This window comes from Exiguobacterium sp. GL_137, assembly GCF_057834585.1.
Genome location: NZ_CM174406.1, coordinates 1,759,637 through 1,778,391, shown reverse-complemented (window position 1 = coordinate 1,778,391; position 18,755 = coordinate 1,759,637). Strand labels below are relative to the sequence as shown.

The following is an 18,755-nucleotide window of genomic DNA, read 5'->3' as shown; positions in this document are numbered from 1 at the left end:
TTACAATGAGCAGGGGACAGGACATTACTTAATGAAGAGAGAGTGAACTAGATATGAAAAAAGCGATTGGGATTCTCTGTTATCCATCGGTCGGTGGCAGTGGTGTCGTAGCGACGGAACTCGGCATGAAATTAGCAGACCGGGGACACGATGTACACTTCATCACATCGAGCATTCCGTTTCGACTGACGGAGTACCGGCCGAACATTACCGTCCATCTCGTCGAGGTGAATCAATATTCGGTTTTTAAATATCCACCGTACGACATCACGCTGGCGTCGAAAGTAGCGGAAGTCATTGACTTGTTTGATCTTGATGTCATTCATGCCCATTACGCTGTGCCGCATGCCGTTTGTGCGGAGCTCGGGCGAAACATGGCGAAGAAAAAGGGTGTGGCTGTCGTAACGACTTTACACGGGACGGATATTACCGTCATTGGACAGGATTTAGAGATGCAACCGGCGATCCGGTACGGCATCGAAAGTTCGGATGCCGTCACGGCAGTTTCCGAAAGTCTGGCGCTTGAAACAAACATGACATTAAACGGACAGTATACGATTGAAGTCATCCCGAACTCAATTGATGAAAGTATGTATTATCCGATGCGGGATGAACGATTGAAACGCCACTACGGCATCGAGCCGGATGAGGTCGTTGTCATCCATATTTCGAATTTCCGACCGGTCAAACGAATCGATGATACAATCGCTGCCTTTGCGATTGCTTCAAAGGATCGTGCCATGCGCTTGTTATTGGTCGGAGACGGTCCGGAAATGGGGCAGACGCGACGCCGGGCAAAGGAACTGGGGATTTACGACAAAATTATTTTTGCCGGCAAACAGGAGCATGTCGCCCAGTTGCTGGCGATCAGTGATATTCATTTACTGTTGTCGGAAAAAGAAGCATTCGGACTTGTCGTCCTCGAGGCAATGGCTGTCGGTGTGCCGAGTGTCGTCTCGAGTGCCGGTGGATTGCCGGAAGTGATTCAAGACGGGAAAACGGGATTCATCGTACCGACGTATGATGTCAAGGCCGCAGCGGACCGGATTGGACAGTTGGCGGATGATGCGACACTGCGGGAAGAATTGGCAGAGGAAGGGATTCGCGATACCCGGAGACGGTTTGATTCCAATCAAGTCGTTCGTGCCTACGAACTGCTGTATGAACGGGTGTGTGCACGCTATGAAAATGCTTGACTACGCCAATCAGATCATTCGAACGATTGAAGAAGCGGGCGGCGAAGCTTATATCGTCGGTGGAGCGGTCCGGGATATGTTGCTCAAACGGGAACCCGGAGATTATGACCTGGCCACTTCGCTTCTTCCGGAAGCAGTCATGCACCTCTTTCCGGTCGTGATTCCGACCGGACTCGATCATGGCACGGTCACGGTTGTCCTCGATCATGTCCCGTTTGAAGTGACGACATTTCGTTCGGAAAGCACGTACAGTGACCGCCGGCGTCCGGATGAAGTGACGCTCGGTGTCAGCTTGGAAGAAGACTTGACGCGTCGTGACTTTACAATCAATGCGATGGCATTGAAGCCGACCGGACTCGTGGATCTGTTTGGCGGTCAAGACGACTTGGCAGCAAAAGTCGTCCGGACGGTCGGTCGAGCGGAAGAACGCTTTAATGAAGATGCCCTGCGGATGATCCGGGCATTTCGATTCATGAGCCAGTTGGAATTTATGCTCGACCAGGAGACGGAACTGGCGATCAAAAACCAAAAACAGCATCTTCAATCGGTTGCCGTTGAGCGCATTGCGATTGAGTTCGAAAAACTGTTGTTAGGTCCCGGACGTGAAGCGGCTTTAGCGGCGATGCTCCGAACCGGAATCCAGCAGTATATGCCCGATCTGAACGAGACGATCATCAAGCAGTTGATGACGTTCCCGTTTAATGGTGTATCGTCAGATGACGTCTGGACACTCGTCTTAGTCGCAGGACTCCGACCGGAATCGTTAAGGGCCTGGAAACGTTCGAAAAAACAGGAAGGGCGTGCGAAGACACTGGCTCCGCTTGTTCAGGAAGCGACGTTATCCGATTGGCAACGTTACCGGCTATCGGACGAAGAGTTGGAACATTTGAACGAGATGACAGGACGCCGACATGAAGGGCGGATGTCCTTGCCGATCCGTCGTCTGCAAGACTTGACGGTCAACGGGCGTGACATGATCGAGCTCGGGTTGCAAAAAAACCAGATTAAAGAAGCGCTTCATCACCTGGAGCGACAAGTCGTACACCGCCAACTGGACAATCAACGCGAGATTCTGTTAAAGGAAGTGAAGAGTTGGAAAAATCAACACGGGACCGAGTCCTCCACGCACTGATGCAGACCGACTGGATATCGGGACAAGAGTTGGCTGATCATTTAAATATTTCACGTACCGCCATTTGGAAACAAATTGCGGCATTAAAAGAAGCCGGATACATCATTGAAGCGAATAAAAAAACAGGCTATCATTTAGCCGATCAAGGTGACCGGTTGACCCCGCTTGCGATTCAGCAACATTTGCGGACGCAGGCGCTTGGACAACAGATCATCCATCTCGAACAGACAGAAACGACGCAACGCATTGCCCATGAACAAGCTCAGCAAGCAGCAAACGAAGGCTCACTGATTGTCTGTGACTTTCAAACCGGCGGTCGGGGGCAACTCGGACGCACGTGGTATGAGACGCGGGGAGCGGGCATTGCGATGAGTTTGATTTTGCGACCGGCAACACCGCTTCACCAAGCCGGTCAATTGACATTACTTGCCGGTATCGCCTTAGCTGAGACGTTCCGGACACTCGATGTTCCGGCGACGATTAAATGGCCGAACGATTTGCTGATCGGTGGACGAAAAGTAGCCGGTATCTTGACAGAAATGCAAACGGAAGCGGATCGTATTAATTCCGTCATCATCGGAATCGGTATCAACGTTCATCACGAACAGTTTTCGGAAGTATTGGCAGACCGGGCGACATCATTAAAAATAGCGACAGGGAAATCAATTGCCCGCGCTGAAATCGTCGCGTTGTTTTTAAATACGTTTGAGCCGATGTACCGGAAGTGGTTGACGGACGGATTCGCATCATTTGTTCCGGCGTGGGAGAGACATGCCGACCGGTTGAACGATCTAGTAACGTTACGCACACGGCAAGAAACCGTGACCGGAATCTTACGTGGAATTCGGACGGATGGTACTTTGCAGATCGAAACAGAGACGGGCCTGACAACATTTCATTCCGCCGAATTGATTTACTGGACGGAAATGTAAGCTCGGACGTTTGCAGTCTGCTTTTTGAATCATGTATAATGAATGCGAGGATGATAGCCATTTGGAGTCATACCGGTTAGAGGCTTTTATTCATAACGTTTATTTGACTGCCTTGATCCTACTCGGACAGGGACAGAAGGATGATATTGCACTTATCCACGCCTTCTTTCCTATGGATTATTTTAGGAAGGAAGGCGTTTCCTTTTGTCCTCTCTAAACTACGAAGGAGAGAACACACATGCACACGATGACACCTTTATTAAAAAAACAACAGGCGGGCGAAAAACTCGTCATGCTGACGGCATACGATTATCCGTCAGCCAAACTGGCAGAAGCCGGACAGGTCGATTTGCTACTTGTCGGTGATTCACTCGGGAACGTCATTCTCGGCTATGATTCGACGATTGCCGTGACCGTAGACGATATGGTCCATCATGCGAAAGCCGTTCGGCGCGGGGCGCCGGCGACATTCATGGTCGTCGACATGCCGTTTGCCAGTTACCATGGTTCGTTTGACCGGACGCTTGAAGCAGCAGCCCGTATTTTCCAAGAAAGCGGAGCAGACGCCCTGAAACTTGAAGGGGCCGGAGACATCTTGACGACAATCCGCCGTCTTACCGATACCGGGATGCCGTGTGTCGCGCACTTAGGACTGACACCACAATCTGTCGGGGTGCTCGAAGGGTTTAAAGTCCAAGGGAAATCGCTTGAAGCAGCGGAACAGTTGATTGCCGACAGTTTGGCAGCAGAACAAGCCGGAGCGAAGATGCTCGTCCTCGAATGTGTACCGCATCCCCTCGCAAAACGTGTTCAGGAACTCCTGAAGATTCCTGTCATCGGGATTGGTGCAGGGGCGGATGTTGCGGGTCAAGTATTGGTTTATCATGATCTTTTGACGTACGGTGTCGGCCGGCTTCCGAAATTCGTCAAAGCGTACACGGATTGGAACACATCAGGTACGGAAGCGATTGCGCAGTATGTCCAAGAAGTCAAAAACGGAACTTTCCCTGAACTCGCCCATTCCTTTATGATGGATGAAGAATTGATCGGGGCGTTATATGGAGGATCAAAAGAATGAAAATCATGCAGAGTGTTGAACAACTGCGGGAAGCGTTGGCAGGACAAACATCGATCGGATTCGTTCCGACGATGGGGTTCTTGCACGAAGGACATGCCTCATTATTGAATCAGGCACGTCAGGAAAACGATATCGTTGTCTTGAGTATCTTTGTCAATCCGACCCAATTCGGTCCAAACGAAGATCTAGACCGTTATCCGCGCGATGAACAGCGCGATCAACAACTGGCGCAAGCAGCAGGTGTCGATTACCTCTTTTATCCGACGAATGATGTCATGTATCCGCTCGATATGGCGCGGGTTACCGTTCGTTCGGGTGATGACGTCTTATGTGGCGCATCACGTCCGGGACATTTTGACGGGGTCTTAACGGTCGTCAGTAAATTGTTTAATATTGTCCAACCGACGCGTGCCTATTTCGGATTAAAGGATGCACAACAATTGGCATTGATTGAAGGATACGTCACAGATTACTTCGTCCCGGTCGAAATCAAGCGGTGTCCGATCATTCGCGAAGCGGATGGACTGGCGAAATCGTCGCGTAACGTCTATCTGTCGGAAGCAGAACGCAAGCAAGCGCCGGGGATTCAACACGCATTGCAGGAAGCAAAACAAGCGCTCGACTCCGGGAAACCACTTGAAACCGTTCTTGCACAAACCCGTACGTCCCTTCAATTTGAAGGAACGACGATTGATTATGTGGAAGCCGTCGCCTATCCGACGCTCGGACCGGTTGAAGCGACAACGGAAACGATTTTACTGGCGGTTGCCGTTCAATTTGCATCGGCCCGGTTGATTGATAACTTACTATATACGAGAGGAGCATGATTATGTTACGCACATTCATGCATGCAAAATTACACAAAGCCCGTGTCACGGAAGCAAATCTCCATTACGTCGGCTCGATTACGATTGACGAGGATTTGCTCGATGCGGTCGGGATTCTCGAAAATGAGAAAGTCCAAGTGACGAATAATCAAAACGGCGCACGGATTGAGACGTATGCGATCAAGGGTGCCCGCGGTTCTGGCGTGATTTGTTTGAACGGAGCAGCTGCCCGTCATTTCCAGATCGGAGATGAAGTCATCATCATGGCCTATGCGCAGTTGACGAACGAAGAAATCTCATCACATGTTCCGAAAGTCGCGGTCCTTGATCAGGATAATTCAATCAAGCAGATGTTATCGCAGGAAATCGCACATACGATCTTATGATTTTTGAGGGACCCGAGATACATTCGGGTCTCTTTTTTGTTAAGATGGAACTTGAGATGCCATATATATAAGATATGGATGGTTAAAGGTGGAGATGAGTCGTGGAAAAGAAGTTTGTTGTAGTGGATTTAGAGACGACCGGACATTCGATTAAATCCGGCGATGAGATGATTGAAATCGGAGTGGCAGTAATTGAAGATGGTCAGATTACAGATCGTCTGTCGGCATTTGTCCGTCCGCAAAAACCGATTCCGCCGTTTATTTCTCAGTTAACCGGTATTAAAGATGAGGACGTGGCGCAGGCGGAGTCCTTCGCGACCATTGCACCGCGTGTTCTTCAATTACTCGATGGCGGTGTGTTCGTAGCCCATAATGTGCAGTTTGATTTGACCTTTTTGAATGAAGCACTAGAGGAAGAAGGGTATTTACCGTACTCCGGTCCTGTCATTGATACAGTGGAGCTGGCAAGAATCTTATTGCCGACTGCCGAAAGTCATTCCTTGTCCCATTTGACGGAAGCGTTACAACTGACGCACCATGAAGCACACCGGGCTGGGAGTGATGCCGAGGCAACAGCGGAATTGTTGCTCCATCTACTTACGCGTCTACAGGATTTACCGCTCGATACATTACGACACTTACGTCGGTTAGCGGGAAAGCTGTTTAGCGCCATTGAAGAAGAAATCGATCAAGCGATTCAAACGGTGGGACTGGAGCCGGATGACCGTTTTGATTATTTCCGTAAGCTGGCTTTAAAGAAACGCACCGAACCGGAAGAATGGATGGAACGGACAGAACTGGAACCATTCAGTCCGTTCGTCGACCGCTTGAATGAAACGGTATTCCCGCAACTGTTTCCTGGATATGAACCGCGTATGGGACAACTTGAAATGATGCGTCACGTCTATCAATCGCTTGATCAAGAAACGCCATTACTGGTCGAGGCAGGAACGGGAACCGGGAAATCGCTTGGGTATCTTGTACCGGCGGCGCATTATGCGATTGAACATGAAACGCCGATCATCGTCAGTACGCACACGATTCAATTGCAGGAACAGTTATTTGCCCGGGATCTGCCGCTTTTACGCCAATTGTTTGAAGCACCGGTTGACATCACCCTGTTAAAAGGCCGCAGCAATTACATGGACTTGCGCAAGTTCGAGTTTTTTCTCAGTGAAACGGAAGAACCGTATAACTTCACGCTCGCTAAAGCGATTTTGTTAGTCTGGTTGACGCAGACCGAGACAGGAGACCTGGAGGAAGTCAGTTTACCCGGCGGGGCAGCGCAAGGTAATATCGCCATCAAACAACTGATTCAGTCGGACAGCCAGTCGCAACTCGGACGGTTTGACCCCTGGTACAGCCGTGATTTTTTCCATCATGCAGTCCGACGGGCAAAACAAGCGACGATTATCGTCACGAACCACGCTTTGTTGTTTAGTGATATTCAATATGAAGCCGGCGTCTTACCAAAGGGATGCCCCTTGATTTTAGATGAAGCACATCAAATCGAAGAAGTGGCCAGTCATCATTTTGGATTGGTTTTTGACGGCCATTCCTTTGACCGGATTTTCAGACAGCTTGGATTCTCTTCCGATAAAAAATTATTAACGCGTCTGATTAGTTTATCGGATCAATATGACTTGACGGAGTTGGTCGAAGCGCACAGTGAAACGATCGATGAGACGTTGACAGCACTGCTTGAAGAAGCAGACGGACTGTTGACGATCATTCAAGCCTACGGTCTTGAACTCGCATCACGAAAAGAACGGCGTGAAGGACGGGTCACGGTTCGTTTCAAACGACTGGATCATTCAATGCGTGCCGTACAGGAGAGCGCGAAACGGGTCGAACTTGTCTTAAGACGGTTACGGCAAGCCATTCGGGCGATTCATAAACTGTTCCATGATCAACGGGAACATATGAGTTACCGTGAGCGCTCGGTCGTAGCCGATCTAAAGGCTGTCATCGGCCAACTGGAGGAAGTCGAACAGGCGATTTTCGAGACGATGCTCGCACCTCACGACGAGACGGTTTCCTGGATTGAAACGACAGCTAAAAATCGAAAGTTAACAAGGATTTATACGCAACCGATTGATATTTCAGACCGTCTGCACCGGGAAGTGTTTTCGAAACGGACCTGTATCTTAACGTCTGCGACCTTGACGGTTTCGAATAAATTCCAGTTCATCGAAAAACGGCTTGGACTATCGGAACTTGAGACACGACGTTTCATCGTTCCGTCACCGTTTGGCTATGCAGAAAAAGTCCGGCTGATGGTCCCGACCGATTTACCGTTATTGCAGGACGTGCCGCAAGCGACGTATTCTGAAGTCATTGCGGACGCTATCATCCGGATTGCCGAAGTGACGGAAGGCCGGATGTTGGTACTCTTTACGTCAAACGAGATGTTGCGTCAAACGCATGATGCGACGAAAATGGCCTTGCCGGAACGGTTTACGCTACTGTCCCAAGGAATCACCCAAGGGTCACGACAACGGTTGATGAAACAATTCAAACAGCTCGATGCCTGCATCCTGTTCGGTACAGCCAGTTTCTGGGAAGGCGTTGACGTTCCGGGTGATGATCTCAGCTGTCTTGTCATTGTGCGTCTGCCGTTTGCACCACCCGATCAACCAATCGTTCAAGCACGTTCGGAGCAGATTGAACAGCAAGGCAAATCGTCGTTCTTCGAATACAGTTTGCCGCAAGCGATCATTCGCTTCAAACAAGGATTTGGCCGCTTGATCCGGACGACAAATGACCGGGGGGTCGTCTTCATTTTTGACCGCCGGATCGAGACGACACGGTACGGAAAACGGTTCGTTTCCAGTCTGCCCAATGTCCCGCTTTTAGCGCAACCGCTCGACGAATTAACGGCCGAGTTGGAATTGTTCTTAAATGAGACGGATTGAGTCTGTTAAAATAAGCATTATCGCATTATAATAGATGTAGAAAAATGAGGGAGGATATAAGATGGATTCGAAAATCGAGACGCTAGCAACCGTCAAGGTCAACCGCCATGACGATACGTACAAGATTGTAGACTTATTGAATCGCACGTTAAAAACAGAAGATTTGATGTTTGGTCTGGCATTGGACGAAAAAGATAAGGAGCAGATGGTCTTTACCATCTACCGCACATGAAGTGGAAGATCGTCATTGGTCTGATCGGCTTCATCCTTTTGATTACGCTCATCGGGACAGGTGTGTATCAATTCACCGTTGCTGAGGCAAAAGAACGCGAACAAACCGTTGCCGTACAGGCGGAATCACGTTTGAAAAAAGAAGTGGCACCGCAACAGATTCAATTTGATTATGTATTTAATGGAAAAACCCAGTATAGTGTCTTTACGATTAAACAGGATGGTCAAGCATTACGGGCATTCGTTCCGAAAAAGGGTAAAATCGAGACGAGACGTGTCAAGGATGGGATGAAGATTGCCGATGTCATTCGACAAGCGGGCAATCCGGAGAACATCGTTTCAGCGAAATACGGTTTTGAAGACCGGGCGCTGATTGAAATTGTCACTAAAACGACGACCGGATACGATTATTCGTATTATACCTATCAAGAGGGATCCTTCATCAAACGATTACGGATCAACTAAAAAAGGAGTGGGCAGGATGTTATCGAAACGGGTACAACAACTGACACCGTCAACGACACTGGCGATTACTGCAAAAGCGAAAGCCTTGCGTGAAGAAGGACAAGATATCATCGGACTCGGTGCAGGCGAACCGGATTTCAACACTCCAGAATTTATCATCCAAGCGGCATTTGCAGCAGCTGAAGCAGGCGATACGAAGTACACGCCGTCCGGCGGAACAGTGGCTCTAAAAGATGCAATCATTGAAAAAACCCGCCGTGATTTATGGGTATCATATGACCGCTCGGAAGTCATGGTCGCTTCCGGAGCGAAGCATGCCTTATCGACATTGTTCCAGGCGATTTTAGATCCGGGCGACGAAGTCATCGTCCCGGCTCCGTATTGGGTCAGCTATCCGGAACAAATCAAACTGAGTGACGGCGTTCCGGTCATCCTCGAGACGACGGAAGCATCACGCTTTAAAGTAACGCGTGATCTGCTCGAGCAGCATATCACGCCGAAAACAAAAGCACTTGTTTTAAACTCACCTTCGAATCCGACAGGGATGGTCTACACGAAGGAAGAACTTGAAATGGTCGCAGATGTAGCGATTGCCCACAATTTGCTTGTCATCAGTGATGAAATTTACGAAAAGCTGTTATACAACGGTGTGACGCATTTATCGATTGCGACGTTACCACATATGCGCGAGCGGACGGTCATCATCAACGGCGTGTCGAAATCGCATGCCATGACAGGCTGGCGGATTGGTTATGCCATCGGACCGAAAGACATCATCAGTGCGATGACGAACCTTGCCAGTCATTCGACTTCAAATCCGACATCGATCGCGCAAGCGGCATCGGTCGCAGCCTATGCGGAAGGTGACGCACCGGTCGAGGCGATGCGTGTTGTGTTTGAAGAACGCTTGGAACAAATTTACGACCGGTTGATTCAAATTCCAGGCTTAACCTGCCTGAAGCCGGAAGGTGCTTTTTACTTGTTCCCACATGCCTTACGGGCAGCCGAAATGTGTGGCTTCTCAAACGTCGATGACTGGTGCACAGCGGTCTTGTCGGAAGCGAAGGTCGCCCTGATTCCGGGCTCCGGCTTCGGCGCACCAGAATATGTCCGGTTATCGTATGCGACAGACCCGAAACGGGTACTTGAAGCATTAGACCGGATCGAAGGATTTATCACGGCACATACGGCCGTTTAATAGAGAGAGGATGTTGACTTTTGAAAGCAATGATTCGGGATGTAGAGAAATACGTAGGCGAGGAAATCACGATTGGCTGCTGGCTCGCAAATAAACGTTCGAGCGGAAAAATCACGTTTCTTCAATTACGCGATGGTTCAGGCTTCATGCAAGGAGTCGTCGTCAAGGAAACAGTCGGGGAAGAATTGTTCAAAACGGCGAAAGGCTTGACGCAGGAAACATCAATGTGGGTGACTGGCGTCATCAAGTCGGATGGTGGACGGACAGCAATCGGTCACGAAATGGAAATCACAGCGATCGAAGTGATTCATGAAGCGGTCGATTATCCGATTACACCAAAAGCGCACGGAACGGATTTCCTGATGGATAACCGTCACCTCTGGTTACGATCGAAACGTCAACATGCCGTCATGGTTGTCCGGAACGAACTGATTCGGGCGACATATGAATTCTTTAACCAAGAAGGATTCATTAAAGTTGATCCTCCGATTTTAACCGGCAGTGCACCGGAAGGAACAACTGAATTGTTCCATACGAAATATTTTGACGAAGATGCCTACTTGTCGCAATCCGGTCAGCTTTATATGGAAGCAGCTGCGATGGCACTCGGCAAAGTCTTCTCATTCGGTCCGACGTTCCGTGCCGAAAAATCAAAGACACGCCGCCACTTGATCGAGTTCTGGATGATGGAGCCGGAGATGGCGTTTTATGATCACGACATGAATCTCGAAGTTCAGGAAAACTATGTGTCGCATCTTGTTCAATCGGCTTTGAAAAACTGTCGTCCAGAGCTCGAGTTGCTCGAGCGTGACTTGACGGTTCTCGAAAACATTCAAGCCCCGTTCCCGCGTGTAAAATATACGGAAGCGATTGACATGCTGAAAGAACAAGGTTTTGACGATATCGAATTCGGCGACGATTTTGGTGCGCCTCATGAAACGGCAATCGCCAATACGTTTGCGCGTCCCGTCTTCATTACACACTGGCCGAAAGCCATCAAACCATTCTACATGAAAGAAGATCCGGAAAACCCGGGCTTCGTATTATGTGACGATTTGATTGCGCCGGAAGGCTATGGAGAAATCGTTGGTGGTTCACAACGGGAAGAAGACTATGAGAAGTTGCTTGCCGGTATGAAGGAACATGACCTGGATGAAACCGGTGCTTACAAATGGTACTTGGAAACACGTAAATATGGATCAGTACCGCACAGTGGTTTTGGTCTTGGACTTGAACGGACTGTCGCCTGGATCACAGGAGTCGAACACGTCCGCGAGACGATTCCATTCCCGCGTCTGCTGAACCGATTGTATCCGTAATAGTGATCGAAATCGACCCATCCCTCGGACGGGTCGATTTCTTGCTTACAATAAAGAATCGAGGAAGTATCATGGATCATAATTTAATTCAGCTGTTTGAAGAAGGAACGGTTGTCCTTCCCAAACGATTGTTTACAGAAGCCAAACGTCTTGGCATCAGTTTTGTTGAGTTTACGCTGATTGGACAATTGTTTGCCTGTCGCGCCGAAGGGATGGAGATGCCGTCGCCAGAGGAGCTCAGTAACCGGCTCGGACTTTCAGAAACGGAAACAATTGAGACGACACTCGGATTGCTTCAAAAAGGATTACTCGCCATGGAGAACGTCGCCGGCTCGGAACGTTATTCCCTGGTGCCGCTCTATGAAAAGTTAATGGCACCCCCGGAACAGGAAGCGCCAAACTTCGATACGATCAATCCGTCTGTCTTCCAGCATTTTGAGCGCGAACTTGGGATGATGTCCCCGTTTCAGATGGAACAGATCATTCAATGGTTGACGATTGAAAACATTGCAGAAGAACTTGTTCTCGCAGCTTTACGGGAAGCCGTCTACCATAATGTCCGGAAGATGACGTACATCAATCAAATTCTCCGAACGTGGGAACGAGAAGGCATCAAGACGCTCGAAGATCTTGCGACGAGAGGGAGCTGACAAGGATGTTACGCAAAGCAGAGATTGATCGAATTGAATCGACACTCGAAGAGATGTTTCCGGAAGCTTTCTGTGAACTGGTTCATCAAAATCCGTTCGAACTCGTCGTCGCCGTGGCGCTCAGTGCGCAAGCAACCGACGTCTTGGTCAATAAGGTGACCCCGGGGCTATTTGCCGCTTATCCGACACCGGATCAGTTGGCTGCAGCACCGGTCGAAGAGATTGAGGAAAAAATTAAACGGCTTGGTTTGTACCGCAACAAAGCAAAAAACATTAAAGCGTTAGCGGAGCAATTGCTGGTGTTACACGATGGTGAAGTCCCGACGGATCGCGCAGGGCTTGAAGCCTTACCGGGCGTCGGACGAAAAACAGCGAATGTTGTATTATCCGTTGCATTTGACGTGCCGGCCTTCGCGGTCGATACGCACGTCGAACGGGTATCGAAGCGCCTTGGCATCTGCCGCTGGAAAGACAACGTCACGCAAGTCGAACAGACCTTGATGAAACGCTTTAAGCGGGAACGATGGTCGAAGCTGCATCACCAGTTCATCTTTTTTGGGCGATATCACTGTAAGGCTCAACGACCGAACTGTCTGGAATGCCCGTTGCTCGATATGTGTCGGGAAGGGAAAAAACGGACAAAAGGATTATTGCCGCCTGTTGAGGGAGAATGACAAAACAGCGTCCTGCCACTTTTGGCGGGACGCTGTTGTTGGTTGGAAAATTACCCGTTCCACGGTGTATCGGACCACTCGCGGCGCTTTTTTGTAATCGGAACCTTTTTGAAGCCCCAGTTTCGGAAATCCTGATCGGGACTGTCACGGCGGATATAAATTTTATTTTTGATGGCTTTGAAAATTCGGTTTTCGTCCCCATAATGGACAAACCGGGGTTTCACCTCAATGACACCACGTCGGACGCGGGAAAGAGGAAGACAGACGAGATCGGCAATCTCAAGACCCGATTGGTAGAGGTCGCTATCTTTTTCAGCAAAAATAAAACCTTTGATTTTTTGACGGCTTTTCTCCACATCCAAATGAACGGTACCGGAGTTAAAGATATCAAAAAATGCTTTTTGAATCAGTAGATTCTGATAATCATCCCGACTTTCAAGCACGACACGGGCGCTTGTTGCTTCCGTCTCCTCAAGAAACGCGTAAAACGATTTCATCAGGTGGGCAAAGGCAACGACATACGGATCTTTCGGTGTCGAATAAAATTCCTGTAGTTTTTGTTTATCGACTTCGACGCTGACGATCGTACAATCAATGTCGACTAAAAAGTCCGGTAAGGCGACCCAAAAATGCCGTAACATATCAATCGTGATTCCGTCTTCTTTGCCATACGGGTGTTCCGCCTTTAAGATTTCTTTCAGATGAAGCGGAATATGCGGATCTTCAAAAACAGACGATTTGAATGCCATTAATCGTTTGCGTAATGGACTGGGTTCACCGGTTTCGTCTGAGTCGATGGCGTATTTATATTCCATCAAGACACCGGTCAGGTTAAATTGGGTGTTTCCTTTTGGTGTCCCGGTCTCATCAACGAACATGACGTATTTTTTGGCTGTTGGGTTTGTAGTCCTAGGAAATCCTTTGACATCAACGTTTTTCACGTTTCTTGGTTCTCTTTTATTCAAGCGAATCTCCTCCAATTGCACACATACTGCACACTTTTATTAAAACCAAGCACATTTATTACCTCTTTATGTAACTTTACACTGACACGGCTATATAAATCCATGGTTATTGCACAACTTGCATGACCAATTTTTTCTCGACACGGTTCTGTGGACTTCGTCCAGACAGACGAGGATGTGTCTCAGTATCGCTTTTCTCGTTCATCGCATCCAAAGCAGATTCGGACTGCCCGTTTACCGGTAGTGGGGGTCTTTTTTTATATTCGTCATATAGCTTCTGCTTCCTGCCTGATTATGACAGTGGGGATATTTTTCGTGAAATGGACGATGGATCAAATGGCACCACACCCCCCATAAAAAAATGAGAAGCGTAACGTGATGAAGTGACCCGGTCATTTACTCGAATAGGAGAAGCTTCGGGAAAAGACAACAGGATGTTTCTTGTTAAAAAAGGAATGAGCAGCTCGATAGAAGAGGGGGGAGATTGTTTTTAATTAGACTTGTTATACAAAAAAGCCGTCCTATAGACGGCTGGGATGTTACCATTCAAATCCTTCTTCACTGTAAGATCCATCAGAATTAAAGAATTTTTCTTCTGCTTTACCGCTTGACGTATTCGTATAGATGACATAGACATCGAGTTGATCGTACGTATCCGCCATTTTTTTTGCGGCTTTACGAGCATCCGCCTCATTCGTAAACGTTTCAGTCATAGTTGCTTTTTGATGGTTCTCTACACCGTGCTCTTCATAACCTTCTACCGACCACATTTTTTTGGATGACATAAACAACTTCCTTTCGTAGCAGAGCGAGTTGTGTAACGCTTTGCTGTTTCTCATTATGCTTTGTTTGATTAAAATCCGTCAAATTGTCATTCTGACATTTGTAGAATGAGTCTCCTTTCGGAGTGTATAAAAATCCTTATTTCACATTGAAAATATATCAGAAGATGATATGCAAAGAAAGGTATCACGAAACTTTCTAAATTGCCTATCTGAAAACAGAAGTCCTCTGACTCATTGCATTAGTTGATCGATATAACGGACAGACTTGATGGTTTCGTTAAAGCGTTTTAAACTGGTTTTCGGTTGAAATGCCTGGACGGACAGTTGTTTTAACTGGTCAACGGCACTCTCGACCATCGCCGGGCGCAAATAAGGACTGTTCTGTGCATTTTGTTGCCAGGCTTCAATCAGGACGTCTGCTTGTGCGACGAAGGGGATGACATCCGTTTGAAAGTCATATTCCTGACCATTTCGTCCAGCCTGGTAAATCCGTTCGATATCCTGAAGTAACGGTTCTATTGTCATTTGTTTTTAACTACTCCTCTCGGCCGATACGATACAATCACATATCATGGTACAATAAACGCGTTAGGAGGGGAATCCTTTTGAATTACCCGAACGGTAAAAAATTTCAGAAACCAGTAGAACCGCATGGTATGGCGATCCGAAGTGCACGCTCTAAGGAATCGACTTTTTCAAATCGCGGAATGAAGCTTGAGAAACTCATCAATGAAAGTAATATGTTTTATTTGACGCATAATCGGGCAATCATTCACAAGAAACCGACCCCTCTACAAATCGTCCAAGTCGATTATCCGAAACGGTCGGCAGCCGTCGTCAAGGAAGCGTACTTCAAGCAACCTTCGACAACCGACTATAATGGTGTGTACCGCGGAAAATACATCGATTTTGAAGCGAAGGAAACCAATCATAAAACATCCTTCCCCTTAAAAAACTTTCATACCCATCAAATCGAGCATATGCGTCAATGTATCGCACATGGAGGAATTTGTTTTGTCATCATTCGATTCAGTATGTATAATGTGCAATATGTGTTGTCTGCAGAGCATTTGTTCCCCTGGTGGGAGCAACTGGAAACGGGCAGAAAATCGATTCCGCTAGACGAAATCGAACGGCATGGAAAAAAACTCGAGACAGGTGCGTTTCCTGCGATTGATTATTTACCAGCAGTGGACGAGTTATATTTCACTTGAGAAACTTTACAGATTGAAGGAGAAGGATAGCATATGGAAAGAAGTCGTGTCGCACGTCGTGAAGAAACGAAGACGTCAGCCAAACAAACGAATCGGACAAAACGTCCGAAAAAGAAAAAATCAGGCGGGACCGGCGGTAAAGGTCCACTTTGGAAAAAGCTCCTACTGATCGCGACAGGATTGTTCATCCTGATGATGATTGCAGGTGGAGGATTCGCAGCATATGCTGTCGCGACCGCACCGGAACTTGATGAATCAAAGTTACGTGATGCACTCCCGCTAAAAATTTATGCGAGCAATAAAGAAGAAATCAAAAAGGGTGGGACGAGTCGGGAGTATGTGTCGATTAAAGAAGTTCCTGATGTCGTAAAAGATGCCTTTATTTCAATCGAAGATCGACGCTTCTATCAGCATAACGGAATCGACTTCCGTCGCTTGGGCGGCGCCATCATTGCCAACATCACAGATGGTTTTGGTTCTGAGGGAGCTTCAACGATCACGCAACAGGTCATCAAACAATCGTTTTTAAGTTCAGACAAGACCATTACCCGGAAAGTCCAGGAACAATGGTTAGCGATCCGGTTGGAACGGGACTACACGAAAGAACAGATCCTTGAGATGTATTTGAATAAAAACTATTACGGTCAAGAATCATACGGAATTCAAACGGCTTCAAAAGCCTACTTCGACAAGACGGTCGATAAGTTGAACTATGCAGAAGCGGCGATGCTTGCCGGCTTACCGCAACGTCCATCGGCTTACGATCCGATTCAAGGAGATCCGAAGTTAACGAAATGGCGTCAAACGCAAGTCTTGGATGCGATGTTGACGACAGGTGTCATCACGCAACAACAACGTGATAAAGCAGTCAATCAACCGATTTCAAAATTGATCAACCCAGCACCAAAATCAAAAGACGATGCGGCTTACGACAGCGTCATCTTTGATATGGTGTCGCAAGAGTTGGAAGACGTCTTTGGCTTAGAAGGCAAGGATATCTACGGTCAAGGATTGAAAGTTTATACATCAATTGATAAGCCGATGCACGATTATATGAACGAAGCGATTAAAAAAGATCAAGTCGTCCAGTTGCCGGATTACGCGGAAGCAGCGGCCACGGCGGTCAATACACAAACGGGTGAGATTTTAGGGATTGTTGACGGGAAAAAACCGGGTACAGGCACTTCGCGGCGTAACTTTGCCAAAGAACCGCATCAACCCGGTTCATCAGCGAAACCATTTTTCGCATATGGACCAGCCATTGAAAATGAGAAATGGTCAACGGCTAAAATGATGACCGACCAGGAAACAGAAGTAAACGGCAAAAAAATCGGCAACTACTATGACGGTTACCGTGGAACAAATACAATTCGCTACTGGCTGAAGATTTCTGCCAATACGCCTGCCATTCAAACGTTCCAACAAATCGGCGGCGATACGGTTGAAAGTTTTGCAGCTAAGTCCGGATTAGGTTTAGAAAAAGACGAATCGATTTCACCGGCTTATGCAATTGGCGGGATGAAACACGGCTTCAATACGACGCAAATGGCTTCTGCCTATGCGACGCTTGGTAATGGCGGTGACTACATCAAACCGCATATCATCAAAACGATTGAATACAGCGATGGTTCAAAAATCAAATCACCGGTCAAACCGAAAAAAGCAATGCAGGATTATACAGCCTATATGTTAACGGATATGTTACGTGATGTTCTCAAACCGGGCGGGACGTTCCCGAGTGCCGCTCTTGCTTTTGACGCAGCAGGTAAAACCGGAACAACCAATGCCTACAAAGATGTTTGGTTTGCCGGTTACACCTCTGATGTCTCGATCAGTGTCTGGACGGGAACAACGAAGTCGGGTAACAACAACGGTGCCGGTTTAAGCGGACCGACAAACAGTACGATGGCGCAAAACATTTGGAAAGATTTTGTCACGAAAACGCGTGACCGGACACCTGCTCCGTTTGAGCAACCGAGTTCTGTCCTCAGTATCGGGGAGGAACTGTATGTCAAAGGGACAAAAGAGCCGGTTGTCGAAAAAAAGGCAGTACCAGCTCCGACTGGCTTACAAGCATCTTACAATGAAGACTCGGAGTCTGGTGAACTGACATGGAGTTACAATGATTCTGCCCTTCGGACAAACGGCTATGACAGCGTGTCGTTTGAAGTGACGATGACGGATCCGGATGGAAAACAGTCGGTGCTTGGCACCAGCTCAACGAATCGGATGGGCATTAATCGACTTGATCCGGGTCGGACGACGTTCACAGTCGTTGCGAAAGCATCCGGGGAACAGTCTGGTCCGGTATCAACGACTGTGACTGTTGCAGACGTCGAAACAGAAGAACCGACGACGGACGAGCCGACGACGGACGAACCGACGACGGATGAACCGACAACGGACGAACCGACGACGGACGAACCGACAACGGACGAGCCGACAACGGATGAACCGGCAACGGACGAACCGGCAACGGACGAACCGGCGACAGACGAACCTGCAACGGACGAACCGGCGACAGACGAACCGGCAACGGATGAACCGGCAACGGATGAACCGGCAACAGATCAACCGGCAACGGATGAGCCAGCCTCAAGCGACGGAGCATCTACTCAGTCGGACAGAGGAAATTCATCAAACGGCAACCAAGGGCGCGGTCAGGATAATGCGCCCGCCGAGCAACAATCAGAATCAGAAAATCAGCAATAACGAGTAAAGAGATTACTTGAAGAAGATAAGACCGAAGAAACACACCCGTTTCTTCGGTCTTGCTTCTCTTTTTTTG

General features: G+C 48.1%; 18 protein-coding genes. 15 read left to right on the top strand and 3 right to left on the bottom strand.

The genetic code is table 11. The features are described from left to right. The first annotated feature begins 53 nt into the window (after positions 1 to 53). The 13 genes from bshA to nth all read left to right on the top strand — a co-directional run bounded on the left by bshA (position 54) and on the right by nth (position 13,003). Positions 54 to 1,196, top strand: a complete 1,143-nt coding sequence (gene bshA / locus AC3IRK_RS09460) for an N-acetyl-alpha-D-glucosaminyl L-malate synthase BshA (protein WP_026828089.1) — start codon at positions 54 to 56, stop codon at positions 1,194 to 1,196. Further along, entirely contained in the window at positions 1,183 to 2,328 is a 1,146-nt protein-coding gene (locus AC3IRK_RS09455; RefSeq protein WP_251138583.1) for a CCA tRNA nucleotidyltransferase, read from the top strand. Before bshA ends, AC3IRK_RS09455 begins: the two co-directional genes overlap by 14 nt. Further along, positions 2,289 to 3,260: a biotin--[acetyl-CoA-carboxylase] ligase gene (locus AC3IRK_RS09450; RefSeq protein WP_131502531.1), complete on the top strand. Its 972-nt coding sequence runs from the start codon at positions 2,289 to 2,291 to the stop codon at positions 3,258 to 3,260. The genes AC3IRK_RS09455 and AC3IRK_RS09450 overlap by 40 nt, the downstream gene beginning before the upstream one ends. Before the next feature lie 238 nt (positions 3,261 to 3,498). Next, positions 3,499 to 4,338, top strand: coding sequence for a 3-methyl-2-oxobutanoate hydroxymethyltransferase (gene panB / locus AC3IRK_RS09445; protein ID WP_489169909.1), 840 nt, complete (start codon positions 3,499 to 3,501; stop codon positions 4,336 to 4,338). Beyond that, positions 4,335 to 5,165 carry a pantoate--beta-alanine ligase gene (panC, locus tag AC3IRK_RS09440; protein ID WP_131972539.1) on the top strand — a complete coding sequence of 277 codons (831 nt, stop codon included), beginning with the start codon at positions 4,335 to 4,337 and terminating at the stop codon, positions 5,163 to 5,165. The genes panB and panC overlap by 4 nt, the downstream gene beginning before the upstream one ends. Positions 5,166 to 5,167: 2 nt before the next feature. Continuing rightward, entirely contained in the window at positions 5,168 to 5,551 is a 384-nt protein-coding gene (panD, locus tag AC3IRK_RS09435) for an aspartate 1-decarboxylase (protein ID WP_026828094.1), read from the top strand. A gap of 101 nt (positions 5,552 to 5,652) precedes the next feature. Then, positions 5,653 to 8,466, top strand: a complete 2,814-nt coding sequence (gene dinG / locus AC3IRK_RS09430) for an ATP-dependent DNA helicase DinG (RefSeq protein WP_131502529.1) — start codon at positions 5,653 to 5,655, stop codon at positions 8,464 to 8,466. A 61-nt stretch (positions 8,467 to 8,527) separates the two neighbouring features. Then, positions 8,528 to 8,698: a YpmA family protein gene (locus AC3IRK_RS09425; protein WP_012370646.1), complete on the top strand. Its 171-nt coding sequence runs from the start codon at positions 8,528 to 8,530 to the stop codon at positions 8,696 to 8,698. Then, positions 8,695 to 9,162, top strand: coding sequence for a hypothetical protein (locus AC3IRK_RS09420; protein WP_131502528.1), 468 nt, complete (start codon positions 8,695 to 8,697; stop codon positions 9,160 to 9,162). Before AC3IRK_RS09425 ends, AC3IRK_RS09420 begins: the two co-directional genes overlap by 4 nt. Before the next feature lie 16 nt (positions 9,163 to 9,178). Continuing rightward, a complete protein-coding gene (locus tag AC3IRK_RS09415) occupies positions 9,179 to 10,360 on the top strand; it encodes a pyridoxal phosphate-dependent aminotransferase (RefSeq protein WP_131502527.1) in 1,182 nt (393 codons plus the stop codon). A gap of 20 nt (positions 10,361 to 10,380) precedes the next feature. Further along, positions 10,381 to 11,679 carry an asparagine--tRNA ligase gene (gene asnS / locus AC3IRK_RS09410; RefSeq protein WP_489169908.1) on the top strand — a complete coding sequence of 433 codons (1,299 nt, stop codon included), beginning with the start codon at positions 10,381 to 10,383 and terminating at the stop codon, positions 11,677 to 11,679. A gap of 71 nt (positions 11,680 to 11,750) precedes the next feature. Continuing rightward, positions 11,751 to 12,329, top strand: a complete 579-nt coding sequence (locus AC3IRK_RS09405; protein WP_026828099.1) for a DnaD domain-containing protein — start codon at positions 11,751 to 11,753, stop codon at positions 12,327 to 12,329. A gap of 5 nt (positions 12,330 to 12,334) precedes the next feature. Continuing rightward, a complete protein-coding gene (gene nth, locus AC3IRK_RS09400) occupies positions 12,335 to 13,003 on the top strand; it encodes an endonuclease III (protein WP_214852631.1) in 669 nt (222 codons plus the stop codon). Between the two features lie 50 nt (positions 13,004 to 13,053). On the opposite strand, the gene AC3IRK_RS09395 is transcribed toward nth, so the two are convergent. From AC3IRK_RS09395 to AC3IRK_RS09385, 3 genes are all read right to left on the bottom strand, one after another. Continuing rightward, on the bottom strand, positions 13,054 to 13,944 hold the full coding sequence (locus AC3IRK_RS09395; RefSeq protein ID WP_148206622.1) for a DUF3800 domain-containing protein: 891 nt from the start codon (positions 13,942 to 13,944) through the stop codon (positions 13,054 to 13,056). 563 nt (positions 13,945 to 14,507) lie between these two features. Continuing rightward, entirely contained in the window at positions 14,508 to 14,753 is a 246-nt protein-coding gene (locus AC3IRK_RS09390) for a hypothetical protein (protein WP_131972541.1), read from the bottom strand. Positions 14,754 to 14,984: 231 nt separating this feature from the next. After that, positions 14,985 to 15,278: a DUF1798 family protein gene (locus AC3IRK_RS09385; protein WP_026828103.1), complete on the bottom strand. Its 294-nt coding sequence runs from the start codon at positions 15,276 to 15,278 to the stop codon at positions 14,985 to 14,987. A 74-nt stretch (positions 15,279 to 15,352) separates the two neighbouring features. On the opposite strand from AC3IRK_RS09385, the gene recU reads away from it, so the two are divergent. Together recU and AC3IRK_RS09375 are read left to right on the top strand one after the other, a co-directional pair. Next, complete coding sequence (recU, locus tag AC3IRK_RS09380) at positions 15,353 to 15,967, top strand: Holliday junction resolvase RecU (protein ID WP_188005442.1); 615 nt, start codon at positions 15,353 to 15,355, stop codon at positions 15,965 to 15,967. A gap of 33 nt (positions 15,968 to 16,000) precedes the next feature. Continuing rightward, positions 16,001 to 18,679, top strand: coding sequence for a transglycosylase domain-containing protein (locus AC3IRK_RS09375; RefSeq protein ID WP_489169907.1), 2,679 nt, complete (start codon positions 16,001 to 16,003; stop codon positions 18,677 to 18,679). The last annotated feature ends 76 nt before the right edge of the window (positions 18,680 to 18,755 follow it).

Excerpts from the sequence above, each read along its gene's own strand:
- AC3IRK_RS09455 (WP_251138583.1), top strand. The coding sequence starts at position 1,183 with ATGAAAATGCTTGACTACGCCAATCAGATCATTCGAACGATTGAAGAA.
- AC3IRK_RS09390 (WP_131972541.1), bottom strand. The coding sequence starts at position 14,753 with ATGTCATCCAAAAAAATGTGGTCGGTAGAAGGTTATGAAGAGCACGGT.
- panC (WP_131972539.1), top strand. The coding sequence starts at position 4,335 with ATGAAAATCATGCAGAGTGTTGAACAACTGCGGGAAGCGTTGGCAGGA.
- AC3IRK_RS09425 (WP_012370646.1), top strand. The coding sequence starts at position 8,528 with ATGGATTCGAAAATCGAGACGCTAGCAACCGTCAAGGTCAACCGCCAT.
- AC3IRK_RS09420 (WP_131502528.1), top strand. The coding sequence starts at position 8,695 with ATGAAGTGGAAGATCGTCATTGGTCTGATCGGCTTCATCCTTTTGATT.
- nth (WP_214852631.1), top strand. The coding sequence starts at position 12,335 with ATGTTACGCAAAGCAGAGATTGATCGAATTGAATCGACACTCGAAGAG.
- panD (WP_026828094.1), top strand. The coding sequence starts at position 5,168 with ATGTTACGCACATTCATGCATGCAAAATTACACAAAGCCCGTGTCACG.
- AC3IRK_RS09375 (WP_489169907.1), top strand. The coding sequence starts at position 16,001 with ATGGAAAGAAGTCGTGTCGCACGTCGTGAAGAAACGAAGACGTCAGCC.
- AC3IRK_RS09405 (WP_026828099.1), top strand. The coding sequence starts at position 11,751 with ATGGATCATAATTTAATTCAGCTGTTTGAAGAAGGAACGGTTGTCCTT.
- AC3IRK_RS09415 (WP_131502527.1), top strand. The coding sequence starts at position 9,179 with ATGTTATCGAAACGGGTACAACAACTGACACCGTCAACGACACTGGCG.
- bshA (WP_026828089.1), top strand. The coding sequence starts at position 54 with ATGAAAAAAGCGATTGGGATTCTCTGTTATCCATCGGTCGGTGGCAGT.
- panB (WP_489169909.1), top strand. The coding sequence starts at position 3,499 with ATGCACACGATGACACCTTTATTAAAAAAACAACAGGCGGGCGAAAAA.
- AC3IRK_RS09385 (WP_026828103.1), bottom strand. The coding sequence starts at position 15,278 with ATGACAATAGAACCGTTACTTCAGGATATCGAACGGATTTACCAGGCT.